Annotated in this window: 13 protein-coding genes; 5 read left to right on the top strand and 8 right to left on the bottom strand. The window is 77.2% G+C overall.

Annotation, left to right across the window (positions count from 1 at the left end):
• Positions 1-83: 83 nt before the first annotated feature.
• The 4 genes from WJX68_RS05920 to WJX68_RS05905 form a co-directional block, all read right to left on the bottom strand.
• Positions 84-911, bottom strand: a complete 828-nt coding sequence (locus tag WJX68_RS05920; RefSeq protein ID WP_340286800.1) for a TIGR02569 family protein — start codon at positions 909-911, stop codon at positions 84-86.
• A 127-nt stretch (positions 912-1,038) separates the two neighbouring features.
• The gene (locus WJX68_RS05915) at positions 1,039-3,135 is read right to left on the bottom strand and encodes a hypothetical protein (RefSeq protein ID WP_340286798.1); all 2,097 of its coding nucleotides are present in this window, start codon (positions 3,133-3,135) and stop codon (positions 1,039-1,041) included.
• Positions 3,136-3,390: 255 nt separating this feature from the next.
• Positions 3,391-4,563 carry an adenylyltransferase/sulfurtransferase MoeZ gene (moeZ, locus tag WJX68_RS05910; protein ID WP_340286796.1) on the bottom strand — a complete coding sequence of 391 codons (1,173 nt, stop codon included), beginning with the start codon at positions 4,561-4,563 and terminating at the stop codon, positions 3,391-3,393.
• A gap of 62 nt (positions 4,564-4,625) precedes the next feature.
• Positions 4,626-5,627: an alpha/beta fold hydrolase gene (locus tag WJX68_RS05905; protein ID WP_340286794.1), complete on the bottom strand. Its 1,002-nt coding sequence runs from the start codon at positions 5,625-5,627 to the stop codon at positions 4,626-4,628.
• A gap of 150 nt (positions 5,628-5,777) precedes the next feature.
• Between WJX68_RS05905 and WJX68_RS05900 the strand changes: the two genes are divergently transcribed.
• The 3 genes from WJX68_RS05900 (at position 5,778) to WJX68_RS05890 (ending at position 9,196) form a co-directional block, all read left to right on the top strand.
• Entirely contained in the window at positions 5,778-6,737 is a 960-nt protein-coding gene (locus WJX68_RS05900) for a hypothetical protein (RefSeq protein WP_340286792.1), read from the top strand.
• A gap of 5 nt (positions 6,738-6,742) precedes the next feature.
• Positions 6,743-8,467, top strand: a complete 1,725-nt coding sequence (locus WJX68_RS05895; protein WP_340286791.1) for a hypothetical protein — start codon at positions 6,743-6,745, stop codon at positions 8,465-8,467.
• Between the two features lie 102 nt (positions 8,468-8,569).
• Positions 8,570-9,196, top strand: a complete 627-nt coding sequence (locus WJX68_RS05890) for a TetR/AcrR family transcriptional regulator (protein WP_340286790.1) — start codon at positions 8,570-8,572, stop codon at positions 9,194-9,196.
• 41 nt (positions 9,197-9,237) lie between these two features.
• On the opposite strand, the gene WJX68_RS05885 is transcribed toward WJX68_RS05890, so the two are convergent.
• Positions 9,238-10,149: an alpha/beta fold hydrolase gene (locus WJX68_RS05885; protein WP_340286788.1), complete on the bottom strand. Its 912-nt coding sequence runs from the start codon at positions 10,147-10,149 to the stop codon at positions 9,238-9,240.
• A 13-nt stretch (positions 10,150-10,162) separates the two neighbouring features.
• Positions 10,163-11,077 carry an AurF N-oxygenase family protein gene (locus WJX68_RS05880; RefSeq protein ID WP_340286786.1) on the bottom strand — a complete coding sequence of 305 codons (915 nt, stop codon included), beginning with the start codon at positions 11,075-11,077 and terminating at the stop codon, positions 10,163-10,165.
• 99 nt (positions 11,078-11,176) lie between these two features.
• On the opposite strand from WJX68_RS05880, the gene WJX68_RS05875 reads away from it, so the two are divergent.
• Entirely contained in the window at positions 11,177-11,920 is a 744-nt protein-coding gene (locus WJX68_RS05875; protein WP_340286784.1) for a TetR family transcriptional regulator, read from the top strand.
• Positions 11,917-12,237 carry a DUF4873 domain-containing protein gene (locus WJX68_RS05870; protein ID WP_340286782.1) on the top strand — a complete coding sequence of 107 codons (321 nt, stop codon included), beginning with the start codon at positions 11,917-11,919 and terminating at the stop codon, positions 12,235-12,237. The genes WJX68_RS05875 and WJX68_RS05870 overlap by 4 nt, the downstream gene beginning before the upstream one ends.
• 77 nt (positions 12,238-12,314) lie before the next feature.
• Here the strand turns inward: WJX68_RS05870 and WJX68_RS05865 are convergent, their stop codons facing one another.
• The gene (locus tag WJX68_RS05865; protein ID WP_340286780.1) at positions 12,315-12,545 is read right to left on the bottom strand and encodes a DUF3107 domain-containing protein; all 231 of its coding nucleotides are present in this window, start codon (positions 12,543-12,545) and stop codon (positions 12,315-12,317) included.
• 109 nt (positions 12,546-12,654) lie between these two features.
• Positions 12,655-13,311 (bottom strand): ferritin-like fold-containing protein, encoded by a 657-nt coding sequence (locus WJX68_RS05860; protein ID WP_340286779.1) that lies wholly within the window; start codon positions 13,309-13,311, stop codon positions 12,655-12,657.
• Positions 13,312-13,343: the final 32 nt, after the last annotated feature.

The following is a 13,343-nucleotide window of genomic DNA, read 5'->3' as shown; positions in this document are numbered from 1 at the left end:
GGTGGCCGCGCGTGACACCCTCGCAACGCTCTTCTCACACGTGCCGATCCGCACGTGTGAGGGCGACGGTCGCGCCGGTGCCGCTAGAGGCGGCGGCTGACCAGGCCCGCGACGCGCTCGATCCCGGCCAGCGAGTCGGTCGTCGCGTCGGGGTGCTGGGCGTGCAGCGCGAGCCGGTAGAGCACCGCGCGCAGCAGCGACTGCGGCCACTCCGCCAGCTCCGACCAGCGCTCGATCAGGTCCTCGTCGGCGCCGCCCCACGCGACCGCGTCGACGACGACGACCGCCGCCGCCCACTCCGCGGGCCGCCAGAACGGCACGAGGTCGAGCACCGCCGGACGCCCCGCGGGGTCGAACAGCATCGCCCCGAACAGCTCGCCGTGCACGACCTGCGGGGTGAGCCGGATCGTGCGCCGGTGCGCGGCGAGCTCGGTGAACAGCCGGCCGCCGGTGTCGGGGTGCAGGTCCAGGCGGCGCTCGCCGAACGCGGCGGCCGCCGAGCGGGACAGCAGGTCGTCGCGGTCGTCGAGCAGGCGCGGGCGCAGCACCGTCGCGGTGGCGGCGTGCAGCCGCAGCGACGCGGCGACGACCTCGTCGTGGCGCGGCTCGGGGACGCCGGGCACGTGCCGCGACGCCGCCCAGCCGCCGACGACCCAGCGGCCGTCGGAGGAGCGCACGGGGCGGGCGAGCCGGACGTCGGGGACCTCGAGGTTCTCCAGGACCGTCGCCGACCAGGCCGCGACGACGTGGTCGGACACCGGCCGGAGCAGCACCTCGCCGCACTGCCAGGCACGCTGCCCCGCCCACACGACGGGACGCGGGGACGCCTCACGCACCCCGAAGGCGGTGCGGACGTGCTCGGGCAGGACGCTCGCGGCCGGCGCGGAGGCGAGCGTGCGGGCAGCGGTCACGGCGGGGACGGTACCCGCGGTCGGGGCCCGCGCTCGTCGCGCCACGCCCGAACCGCGCGTCGCGGACGCACCGATCGGGTGATCAAGGGCCCCCGGGAGCCCCGGACGGGGCCGGACCGGCGCCGCCTCAGTAGTAGCCGTACCCGGATCCGCCGGAGTCCGCACCACCGGAATCCGAACCACCCGAGTCCGAACCACCGCGGTCCGAACCACCGCGGTCCGAACCACCGCGGTCCGAACCACCGGAGTCCGAGCCGCCCGGGTCCGAACCACCGGAGTACGAACCACCGCGGTCCGAGCCGCCGGAGTCCGAGCCGGAGCCGCCACGGGAGCCGCTGTCCGAGCGGCCGTCGGAACCGCTCGAACCGCCGCCGGAGCGGGAGCCACCGGACCCGCCGGTCGCGTACGACGACACCGCCTCCGCGTACGAGCCCGACCCGCCGGACCGCGAGGAGCCGGAGGAGCCGGAGGAGCCGGAGGAGCCGGAGGAGCCGGAGGAGCCGGAGGAGGATCCGCCGCCCGACCGGGACGACCCGCCGGAGCGTGCGGACATCTGCTCCGCCGCCTGCCGGTCGGCCTCGGCCAGCACCGGGGCGGCCGCCTCCTCGCCCATCGCGGCCTCGACGTAGGACCCGGCCACCGCGCTGACGACGCCGCCCGACCCGGACGAGCCGGACCCGGAGCCGCCGCCCGTCCGCGGAGCGGGGTCGGCGGACGGCGCGGACGGGGCGGACGGCGCGGGCTCGGCCGCGCGGTCCGCGCCACCCGCCCCGCCGCCACCGGAGTCCGGCCCGTCCCCGCCACCCGGGGCCGGGTCGGGACGCGACCCGGTCACCCCGCCGGCGACGTCGTCGACGCCCTTGCCGACCGACTCGGTGGTGTCGCCGACGCCCTGCGCGGTGTCGCCGACCGTGCGCCCGACCTTCTTCACCGGGCCCCCGGCCGCGGCCGGCTCGACCGGCGCGGCGTCCCCGCCGCCCCCGGCCCTGCGCCCCGCCCCGTCCCCCGGGCCGGCGGCCTCGTCCGGCCCGGTCAGCGACGCGACGCCGTCGGCCGCCCCGGAGACCGCGCCGCCGAGCTTCTCCCCCGGCCCGGCGTCCTGGCCCGGGGTGCTGCCCGGCCCGCGGGCCGACGCGCCCTCGGGTCCCTCCGCGCGCGGACGGGTCTCGTCGAGCGGCCCGCGCGGGTCGGGCGGGCCGCTGGTACCGATGTCGTCGCGCTCGCGGTCACCGGCGGTCTCCCGGCCGCCGGCCAGGACCTCGGGGTTGGTGCGGACCCCGGTGGGGTCCGGCGTCGCCGGCTCCTCGCCGCGGGCCAGGGCCAGCACGTCGTCGGTGACCTGCTCGGTGTCGTCGCCCGAGCCGGGCAGCGGCGCGGTGCGGGCCCGGTCGATGCCGTCGTCGATCGCGGCGAGCCGGTCGACGCAGGCGTCGCGGTTGCGGGCGCGCAGGTCGCGCTGCTCCTCCAGCGACGCCGCCGCGGCCACCTGCTCCGGGGTGCGGCGCGACGCCGGGGGCAGTCCGGCGACGATCCCGTCCAGCTCGGCGAGCTGCTGCTCGGCCGCCGCGAGCGCGTCCACCGCGTCCTGACGGGAGGTGTAGGCCTGCAGCTGGGACTGCAACGCCGCGCGCTGCTGGAGCAGGGTGTCGCGCTGCTGCTGCAGCTTCGCGACGGCCGCCGGGGTGCGGCCGGGCTCGCGCGAGGACGCCTGCCAGGTCCGCTCGGTCGCGTTGAGCGTGCCGAGCTGGTCGTCCAGCGCGGCCAGCGCGATGCGGGCCTCGCCGGCCCACTGGTCGGCGGTGCGCTCCTGCGGCACCACCGGGCCGAGCGGCGAGGTCGGCGACGACGCCAGCGCGTACCCGCCGAGCAGCACCGCCGTCGCGCCGATCAGGGCCAGGGTGCGGCGGTGCCGCAGCGGGGTGCGCGGGGCGCGCAGCGGGCCGGGCCGGTCCCGGCGGGCCGACGACGGCGGGTGCGCCCCCACCGGCCGGCGCGCCGGCGCGGGTCGCGGGGGCGGCACCTCACCGGTGGCCTCGGGCTCGCGCAGCCACGGCAACGTGTCCGAGAGCTGCTGGTCGCCCGACGCCTGCGCCGCGGCCCGGCGGGCCTGCCGGGCCTGCACCCGGTGCGCCGCCGAGCAGTAGCGCCGCTGCGGACGGTCCCCCGGGACCTCGACCGCGGGCCCCAGCGGAGCGTCGCAACCCTGCAGAGCGCACGTACGCACCGAGTCCTCCACCGAGCGTCCTCCCGCATCCGTCGATCACCGGCATCCCCATGTCGCGGCGATCGGTCGGTATGTTTCGCCCAACGGGACCAATACGGGGGTGAACGGATGATGTTCACTCGAACGGCGGCGCCTCGTCGCCCGGCGGTGACGTTGTGCCACAACGGGAACGACGAACGGCCGCCGTCCCGGGGCTTCCGGGAGGGCGGCCGTTCGGGGTAGGGCGCGGACGATCCGCTCACGCCCGCCGGGGGCTCAGTACGTCGGCTGCGACGGGTCGATCTGCTTGACCCAGGACAGCACCCCGCCGCCCACGTGGACGGCGTCGCGGAACCCGGCCCTGTGCAGCGCGGCGAGCGCCTCGGCGGAGCGGCCACCGGACTTGCAGTGCAGCACGACCGGCTTGTCCTGCGAGATCTCCGAGAGCGCGGCACCGGACAGGATCCGGTCCTTCGGGATCAGCACCGAGCCGGGGATCTTCACGATCTCGTACTCGTGGGGCTCGCGGACGTCGATGAGCTGGAAGTCCTTGCCCGCGTCCATCATCTGCTTGAGCTCGCCGACGGTGATGGTGTTCCCGGCCGCGGCGTCCTGCGCGTCCTGGGTGACGGTGCCGCAGAACGCCTCGTAGTCGATCAGCTCGGTGATCTTCGGCGTCTCCGGGTCCTTGCGGATCTTCACCTGGCGCCAGGTGGTCTCCAGCGCGTCGTAGATCACCAGGCGGCCGAGCAGCGGCTCGCCGATGCCGGTGACCAGCTTGATCGCCTCGTTCACCATGATCGAGCCGATCGACGCGCAGAGCACGCCCAGCACGCCGCCCTCGGCGCACGACGGGACCATCCCGGGCGGCGGCGGCTCGGGGTAGAGGTCGCGGTAGTTGAGACCCTGCCCGTTCGGCGCGTCCTCCCAGAACACCGACGCCTGGCCCTCGAACCGGAAGATCGAGCCCCAGACGTAGGGCTTGCCCAGCAGCACGGCGGCGTCGTTCACCAGGTAGCGGGTGGCGAAGTTGTCCGTGCCGTCGAGGATCAGGTCGTAGTCCCGGAAGACTTCGAGCACGTTCTCGCTGGTGAGGCGCTCGTCGTGCAGGCGGACGTCGACGTAGGGGTTCACCTCCCGGATCGAGTCGCGGGCGGACTCGGCCTTCGGGCGGTCCACGTCGGACTGGCCGTGGATGATCTGGCGCTGCAGGTTGGACTCGTCCACGACGTCGAACTCGACGATGCCGAGCGTGCCGACACCGGCGGCGGCCAGGTACAGCAGGGCGGGCGAGCCGAGGCCGCCCGCGCCGACGACGAGGACCTTGGCGTTCTTCAGCCGCTTCTGTCCGTCCATCCCGACGTCGGGGATGATGAGGTGGCGGCTGTACCGCTCCACCTCCTCCTTGGTGAGCTCGGCAGCCGGCTCCACCAGCGGCGGTAGCGCCATCTCGTCCACTCCTCGCGGGTCGCGTGCGGGTCTTCCGAGCGTCTCAACGCACCGGTTCGCCGTCATCTTCCCGCAGCGACGCCGTCCCGCCGCGGCGCAGGTGCGGAGTCCCACAGGTCGCCGACCGCGCCGGCGACCTGTTCGGGCCGCTCGATCTGCGCGACGTGCCCGGCCGCGGGCAGGACGAGCAGGCGCGAGTCCGGCAGCGCGGCGGCCGTGCGCGCGGCCAGGCGCGGGGTGACGATCCGGTCCTCGGCGCCCCACACGACCAGCGACGGCACCGGCACCCGGGCCGCACGCCGCCACACCTGGCGTCCGGCCCAGAGCGCCAGCAGGCCGCGGGTCGCCCCGTCGGTCGCCTCCCCCGCCCAGGGCAGCGTGGCGCGGTGCTCGTGCTCGGCGATCAGCTCCTCCAGCCGGCGCGCCGAGCCGCGCCGCGGGTCGGCGAAGCACACCTTCACGATCCGCTCGGCCCGCGAGCGCAACGGCTCCTCGGCGAGCGCGCGGCGGGCGCCCCGGCCCAGCAGCGGCACCATCGCCAGCGCCATCCGCGGGTCCGACAGCCGCCGCGGGTCGGGACGCCGGTCTGGCATCGCGGGCGAGACCAGGGTGAGGGTGCGGACGAGCTCGGGACGACGGGCCGCCACCGTCATCGCGACCACGCCACCCAGGGAGTTCCCGACCAGGTGCACCGGGCGCCCGCGCCCGGCCAGCCAGCACAGCAGGGCGTCGGCCATGCCGTCCGGGGTGAAGTCGCGGGCCGCGGTCGGCTCGGACAGGCCGAACCCGGGCAGGTCCACCGAGAGCCCGGCCGCGCGGGGCGCCAGCAGCCCGGCCAGGTCGGTCCAGTTCGTGGCCGACCCGGCGAGCCCGTGGACGTAGACGGCCTCGGTCCCGTCCGCCCCCGGGGTCTCGCGCACGTGCAGGGTGACGCCGCCGGAGGTGACCGGGCGGCCCGGCCACGGCGGCCGCTCGCCGGTCGCGCACGACGCCGTGCCCGGCGCCGCCGGCTGTCCGGTGACGGTGACGGGACGGTGAACGGAGAGCGACGGGGCGGCGGCCATCCCACCAGCATGACGTGTCGTACGGATCACCCGCCGGGCCGGGTGACCCGCGTCTCCGTGTGATCACCGTCCGCATCCGATGCTCCACGGAGCGCAACGACTACGCCGTCCGCGCGTTGTACCCGGGGGACGGCGCGACGGGAGGCGGGCATGGGGCGGATCGGTGGATCGGCCGCGGCGCGGCTGGCCGGGTTCGGCGCCGCGTCGGTGCTCGTGTTCACCGCGGCGTGGACGGCGGGCGGCGCGGTGGGCGCGCTCTCCGGGCCCGTCCCGGGCACCGCCGGCGACCCCGGCGGGGGGATCGGCGGCGGGATCGGCGGCGAGATCGGCGACGACGGCGTGCTCTCCGCGGGCCTGGCGACCGGCGACGCCGCGCTGCCGGGCGGGGTCCTCAGCACCGTCGCGGGCTACACCCTGTCCCCGGTCCGGCCCACCTACCCCTGGCGCGAGCCGACCGAGGTCGCGTTCACCGTCACCGGCTCCGACGGCGCCCCGGTCACCCGCTTCGACAACCCCGCGGACGGGGCGCCGGTGATGGACGTCGCCGTCCTGCGCCGCGACGTCGCCGGCTACACGCGGCTGCGCGCCGTCCTCGGCCCGGACGGCGTCTGGCGGGCCCCGGTGCGCTTCCCCGGCCAGGGCGTGTGGCACCTCTACGCCGCCTTCACCCCGACCGGCGGCCCCCGCCTCGACCTGGGCGCCGACCTGCACGTGCCCGGCACCTACGGCGCGTTCACCTTCCCCTCGGAGGACCGGGCCGGGCTCTGCGGCGGCAGCGACCAGCAGGTCCGCCTCGACGGCGCGCTCGTCCCCGGCGGGGAGTCCCGGCTGTTCGCCACGGTCGGGCGCGACGGCGGCGGCGTGACCGACCTCGAGCCCCTCGACGGCGGCGCCTTCGGCCGGCTGACCGCGGTCCGCCAGGGCGACCTGGCCCGCTTCGAGATCCGTCCGGAGATCACCGGCGCGGCCGCGGGCGACCGGGCCGGGCCGGGCGTCGCCTTCGCGGGGTCGGTCCCCGCGCCGGGCAGCTACCGGCTGTTCCTCGACTACCGCTCCGGCGGCGCGCTGCGTTCCTGCGAGTTCACGCTGCCGACCGCCCCCCGGAGCTGACGGCGGTGCGCCGGGTCCTCCGGGCCGCGGCCGCCCCGGCGGCGGCCCTGCTCGCCCTGCCGGCGCCGCTCGCCGCGCCGCTGCTGCTGCCGGGGTGGACGGCGGCACTGCCCGCCGGACCGGCGCTGGTGGCGCTGCTGCTCGCCGTCGCGGTCGTCGCGACGGTGGGGCGCCCCGGCCTGCGCGACGCCGGGCGCGGGCTGCGCGGGGCCACCGTCACCGCGGAGGCCGGGGTCGCCGTGGCCCTCGCCGCGGCGCTGGCCTGGCCGGCGGCGGTCCTGGCCGTCGCGGCCGTCTCCCCCGCGACCGGGGCGGTGCCCGTGGCGACCGCGCTGCTGCCCGGCACCGCCGCCGTCGTGACGGTCGTGGCGGCCGCGGTGCAGCGCACCGGCCGCGGCCGGGACGACGCGACGCGCGCCGGCCTGCGCACCGTCGCCGACCGCTGGAGCGCTCTGCTCACCCCGCCCGCGGTGCTGCTCGCCGTCGCGGTGACCGCGTTCCGCGCGGGCACCGGCGACCCGTGGGCCGACGCCGTGCCCGCCGGGGTCGCCGTGCTCCTCGCGGCCTGCCCGCTCCCGCTGCTCGCGGTGCTCCCGGCGGCGCTGCGGGCCGCGGACCGGGCCGGCGGCGACGCCGTACGGCTGCCGGTCCCGCGGCCCGGGCGGCGCGACCCGGTGGGCTGGACCGGGCCCGCGGGCGGGCCGGGCGCGGCCGGGCGCGTCGACACCGTCGTGCTGGCCGGGCCGGACGTCCTGACCGGGACCGCGCCCGCCCCGGTCACCGTGCACGCGGGCCCCGGGGAGGACCCGGCGCAGGTGCTGCGCCTGGCCGCGTCGGGGGCCGCGGGCGCCCGGCCCGGCTCGGACCTGCGCGCGGTGGCACGCGCGCTGGCCGCCGCGGCCGAGGCCCCGGTGCCCGACGCCGCCGAGGCCGACGAGCAGCCCGGTCTGGGCGTGTCCGGCCTGGTCGCCGAGCTGCGCGAGCCGGTGACCGGAGGCGGTGCGGCGACGGTCGTCGCGCACGCGGTGCTCCTGGGCGGCCCGGCCTGGCTCGGCGAGCACGGGATCCGGCTGACCCCGCCGCTGACGGTGGAGCGGGAGAAGGCCGTCGCGGAGGGGCGCGCGGTGCTCGCCGTCGCCTGGGACGGCTGCGCCCGCGCCGTGCTCGCGCTGCCCCGCGCCCCGCACCCGGCGGCAGGGGCGGGCACCGCGGCCCTGCGCGCCGCCGGGGTGGAGCCGGTCCTGCTCTCCCCCGACGACGACGGCGCCGCCCGCGCCCTGGCCGCCGCGGCCGGGCTCGACACGGCCGACCCCGACGCCGTACGGCCGGGCCTGGACGCCGCCGCGCGCGCCGCCGCCGTCGCCGGGCTGCGGGTGCGCGGCCGCACGGTCGCGGTCGCGGCCGACCCCGCCCCCGACGGCGCCGCGCTCGACGCGGCCGACCTCGCCGTCGCGCTGACCCCCTGGGCGGCCGACGGGGACCCGGTCGCCGCGCCGGAGACGGGATCGGCCAGGATCTCCGCCCGGGGCGGCCCCGCCGAGGTGGCCGCGGCCCTGCTGATCGCCCGCCGCGCCCGGGCGCGGGCGCGCTCGGGGGTCCGGGCGGCACTCGCGCTGTCGGCCGCGGCGACGCTGCTCGCCGTCCTGGGCGTGCCGGCCGCAGCGGTCGCCGGGGTCCCCGTCCTGGGTGCTCTCGCGGTGTGGGCCGCGGCGCTGCACCACCGATCGTGAGCCGCTGTCGCACCCGGGTGGACCAGCCCGTTCACACATCGTTCGTCAACCCGGTTACCTGCTAGTAGGGTATGCCCACACCGGGTGAGAGGTAGGGGGCCCATGACCGGAACCGCCACGCCACGGGGCGCACGGCTGTCCCGCGGCGCGCGGCGCGCCCAGCTGCTGCTGGCCGCCCGCGACGTGTTCGCCGACCAGGGCTACCACGCCGCCGCCATGGACGACATCGCCGAGCGTGCGGGCGTCTCCAAGCCGGTGCTGTACCAGCACTTCCCCGGCAAGCTGGAGCTCTACCAGGCGCTGCTGACGACCTACGCCGAGGAGCTCGTCGAGCGGGTCTCCGGCGCGATCGAGCGGACCCACGACAACAAGGAGCGGGTGCAGGCCGCGGTCGCGGCCTACTTCGACTTCGTCGCCGGCGAGGGCAAGGCCTACCGGCTGGTGTTCGAGTCCGACCTGCGCGGCGACCCCGAGGCCGCGGCGCTGGTCGAGAGCGCGCTGGACCGCTGCATCGACGCCGTCGCGGGCGCCGTCACCACCGACGCCGGACTCGACCAGGACCGGGCGCGGCTGCTGGCCGTCGGCCTGGTCGGGCTGAGCCAGGTGGGCGCCCAGTTCTGGCTGGACTCCGACCAGCGGGTCCCCCGCGACGAGGCGGTGGCGCTGATGGCGTCGCTGGCGTGGCGGGGCATCGCCGGGTTCCCGAAGCAGGGCACCGAACAGGTCTGACCCGGCACCGGCCGGCACCCCCCGGGGCCGGCCGGCCGGGCTCAGGCCGCCCGCTGGGCGACCGACCGGCGCACCAGCGCCGCGACGCGCGCGGTGACCCCGCCGACCCGCTCGACGGGCAGCATGTGCCCGGCGCCGGGGAACACGGTCAGCTCCGCGCGCGGCAGGCTGCGGTGGATGCGCCGGGCGAACCGCGGCGGGGTGAGCCGGTCGCGGGTGCCGACGAGGATCTCCACCGGGAGGTCCGCGAACGCGGCCAGCGCCTCGTCGCGCTCGTGCGCGGTCAGCGTCGGGGTGAACCCGGAGATCGTGGTCGGGCGGCAGTCCGCGATCGCCTCGCAGGTCGCCCGGACCGCGAGCCGGTCCGGTCGCGAGCCGAGCAGCAGCGGCTGCAGGCCCGCGCGCAGCAGCGTGGGGTGCGTCGACAGCGAGCGCCGGCCCGTCCACCGCGGGCTGACGGTCAGCCTGTCCTTGCCGGCCAGGAACAGCTGCGCCGGCCGCCCGCTCATGCCCAGGGTGGCGGCGGCGCCCAGGCCGCCGCTCGCCGTCGCGACGAGCGCGACGCCGGTCACCCGCTGCGCGACGAGCTCGGGGTGGCGCTGGGCCAGCGCCATCGCCGTCATCCCGCCCATCGAGTGCCCCGCGATCACCAGCGGGCCGGACGGGGCGAGCTGCCCGATCACCTCGGCCATGTCGTCGGCGAGCACCTCGAGGGTCTTGTGCTCGTCGGGGGTGTCGTCGGAGCGGCCGTGGCCGCGGTGGTCGTAGCGGACGACGCGGGGCACCGGGCCGCCGCCCGGTGCGCCGACGGCGAGCGCGTCGGCCACCGGGGCCCAGCACCGCTCGTCGAGGGTCCAGCCGTGCGCCAGCAGCACGGTGACCGGCGCCGACGGCGGCCCGGACACCCGGGCGAACAGGCCGGTGCCGTCACGGGTGACGATCCGCGTGCTCATCGCAGGGGGCTCCTCAGATCAGGTGGGCGCGCGTCCACAGGGACTCCGTCGGCCCGCCGACGATCCCCTGCTCGCGCAGGAACGGCACGAGCTTGCGCGCCGACCAGCGCAGCATCTCGTGGTGGTGCGGGTTGGCCAGCGCGGCCCGGCGGCCGGCCGCCGGGGCGATCCCGACGCTGCGGTAGACCTCGGGGTGGATCAGGTTGCGGGCCACGACGAACGCGATCCGCGCGGTGAGGTAGCGGGCCCAGGCGCGTTCGGCGCGGTGGGTCCCCGGCATGATCCGCTGCAGCTCCTCCCGGGCGTAGCGGACGTGCCGCGCCTCCTCCGTCACGTGGATCTTGTTGATCATCCGGGACAGCGGCTGGACGCGCTCGTCGCGCATGCCCTCGCGCTGGAGCTGGTCGAGGATCTCCTCGACGAACAGGGTGCCCGCGAACATCGCCGGGCCGCTGCCGATGGTCTTCATCAGCCGGCCCTGCTCGTGGGTGAGCCGGCGCGGGGCGTAGTCCGGGACGCCGTAGCGCTCGGTGGCGCGGGCGAACATCATCGAGTGCCGGCACTCGTCGGCGATCTCGACCAGCGCGTACTGGACGTGGGCGCGGCGCGGGTCGCGGTCGTAGGCGTAGCGCAGCAGCATCTGCATCAGGATCATCTCGAACCAGAGCCCGATCCGGGCGACGCTGCAGAACTCGTGGACCGAGAGCGTGATCCGCTGCTCCTCGGTGAGGCCGTCCCACAGCGGCGTGCCGTAGATCGAGACGCGCTCGGGGACGATGCCGTACCGGCCCTCCACCAGCGGGGCGTCCCAGTCGATGTCGATCGACGGGTCGTAGGAGGTGGTGACCGAGCTGCGGAGCAGCCGCCGCGCGGTGTCCTCCCGGTCGGCCAGGTTCGTCTTGCTGCCGGTGCGGGCGGGAGCGCTCATCGGTCACGCCTTCCAGACGGAGGTCCGGCGGCCGCGGTGTGGGCGTTCGTACACCCCGGACCCTTGCTGTTACCGCCGGTAACGGTTACCACTGGTAACGTGCCCCAGGACAGCAGGGATGTCAAGCCGGACGCGCGCAGCCGCCGCCGGGAGGAACGGCGGACCGAGATGGTCGTCGCCGCCGTCGAGGCGATCCGCGAGCACGGCCCCGGGGTCTCGGTCGCCCAGATCGCCGCGGCCGCCGGGATCACCAAGCCGGTGCTCTACCGGCACTTCGCCGACCGGGGCGACCTGCAGCGCGCCGTGGGCGAGCACGCGGCGGGCATGCTGATGCGCCGCATCTACCCGGTCCTCGCGATCGACGCAGAGCCGATCGAGCACGTCGCCGCCGTCATCGACGCCTACCTCGGGATGATCGAGGACGAGCCCCAGCTGTACCGCTTCGTCGTCGCCAACCCGGCGGAGCCGGTACCCGGCGCGGAGATCGCGCAGGACGTCCGCGGCCAGATCGGGGCCCTGCTGACCACCCTGTTCGGCGAGCGGCTGCGCGCCGAGGGCCGCGACTCCGGCGGCGCCGAGGCCTGGGCGCACGGGCTGATCGGGATGGTGCAGTCCGCCGGGGAGTGGTGGCTGGACCGCCGCACCATGAGCCGCGACGCACTCACCAACTACCTGTCCGCGCTGATCTGGGGCGGGATCGCGGGCGTCGCCGGGATCGACGCGCCGACGGCGAACGCCGACATCCTGCGCCTGGTGCCCGACCCGCAGGTCGAGGACGCCCCCGGGGCCGCCGGCGACGACGCCGCGGGCCCCACCGGCGGCTCCGCCGGGGGCGGGCGGTGAGCCACGACGAGCACGACGAGGGCTACCGCGGGCCGGCGACGCTCGACCTCGGCTCCGAGACCCTCGACGTGCAGGTGCTGCTGGACGCCCGCCACGAGCCCTTCGACGGCCGTCTGCACTGGTCGGGCCGGGTCGCGGCGCACCCGCGGCTCACCGAGCTGCTGGGCAGCCGGGGCGGGACCGTGCGGGTGCACACGCCGGGGCACACCGCCGTCGGGACGCTGTCCGAGCCCGACCTCTGGGACCGGTTCCGCATCACCGGCACGGGGCATCCCCCGTTCGCCCTGGACGCGCCGCCGCCGCCGGAGAGCGACTGAGTCCGCACCCGGGCCCGGACGTGCGACGGGCCCGGCCCCCACGGGGAGCCGGGCCCGGGTCCACCCGGAACGGGCGCTCAGCCGCCGAGGCCGAACCCGACCCGGCGCTCCTCGGCCGGGCCGATCTCCACGTAGGAGATGCGCGCGACCGGCACGACGTAGCGACGGCCCTCGTCGTCGGTGAGGTCCAGCAGCCCGTCGTCGGACTTCATCGCCCCGCTCACGAGCTGGGCCACCTCGTCCGGCGTGCGGTCGCTGGACACCACGAGCTCCCGCGGGGTCTCCGCGATGCCGATCTTGACCTTCACCGGTGGTCCTCCCGATCCGTCACTCCTGCACTGCTTGCCGGCGCCAGGCTAGTCGAGATCGACGACGGGGCGCGGCGCCGCGCACGGGGCGGCCAGGCGCGGTGCCGGCTCAGGACAGCCCGAGCCTGCTCATCCGCTTGCCGTGGGCGTTCTGCACGGTCCGGATCAGCCCCGCGACGCCGCCCTTCTCCCCCGAGCCGAGCACGATGAACTCGGCCAGCTCGTCGCGTTCGGCGACCACCCGCTGGGCGTGCGTGACGGCCTCGCCGAGCAGCCGCCGCCCCCACAGGGCCAGCCGGTCGCGCTGGGCCGGGTTCGCCGTGCAGGCGGCCCGCACCTCGCGCTCGGCGAACGCCGAGTGGCCGGTGTCGGCCAGCACGCGCTGCACCAGGTCCCCGGTGCCGGGGTCCACCCAGCCCGCGACCTCGCGGTAGAAGTCGGCGCCCAGGCCGTCGCCCAGGTAGGCCTTGACCAGCGACTCCAGCCAGCTCCGCGGGGCGGTGGAGGCGTGGTAGCTGTCGATCAGCGCGACGAACGGTGCCATCGCGTCGGCGACGGCGATGCCGGAGCCGCCCAGGTGCTCCTCGATGAGCCGGAAGTGGCCGATCTCGGCGGCCGCCATCGTGGACAGCTGCGCGCGGCCCGCCAGGGTCGGCGCCGCGCGCGCGTCCTCGGCGAGACGGTCGAACGCGGACAGCTCGCCGTAGGCCAGCACGCCGAGCAGCTCCACGGTCGCGGCGGTCGGCCCGCCGGATCCAGGGGTCATGGGCGTCACCCTAACCATCCGGTGCGGCCCCG

This window comes from Pseudonocardia spirodelae, from assembly GCF_037727765.1.
Taxonomy (GTDB): Bacteria; Actinomycetota; Actinomycetes; order Mycobacteriales; family Pseudonocardiaceae; genus Pseudonocardia; species Pseudonocardia spirodelae.
This window is presented reverse-complemented; position numbering and strand designations above follow the sequence as displayed.

Coding starts and splice junctions, on each gene's coding strand:
- WJX68_RS05860 (WP_340286779.1), bottom strand. CDS start 13,311: ATGACCCCTGGATCCGGCGGGCCGACCGCCGCGACCGTGGAGCTGCTC.
- WJX68_RS05905 (WP_340286794.1), bottom strand. CDS start 5,627: ATGGCCGCCGCCCCGTCGCTCTCCGTTCACCGTCCCGTCACCGTCACC.
- WJX68_RS05885 (WP_340286788.1), bottom strand. CDS start 10,149: ATGAGCACGCGGATCGTCACCCGTGACGGCACCGGCCTGTTCGCCCGG.
- WJX68_RS05900 (WP_340286792.1), top strand. CDS start 5,778: ATGGGGCGGATCGGTGGATCGGCCGCGGCGCGGCTGGCCGGGTTCGGC.
- WJX68_RS05880 (WP_340286786.1), bottom strand. CDS start 11,077: ATGAGCGCTCCCGCCCGCACCGGCAGCAAGACGAACCTGGCCGACCGG.
- WJX68_RS05890 (WP_340286790.1), top strand. CDS start 8,570: ATGACCGGAACCGCCACGCCACGGGGCGCACGGCTGTCCCGCGGCGCG.
- moeZ (WP_340286796.1), bottom strand. CDS start 4,563: ATGGCGCTACCGCCGCTGGTGGAGCCGGCTGCCGAGCTCACCAAGGAG.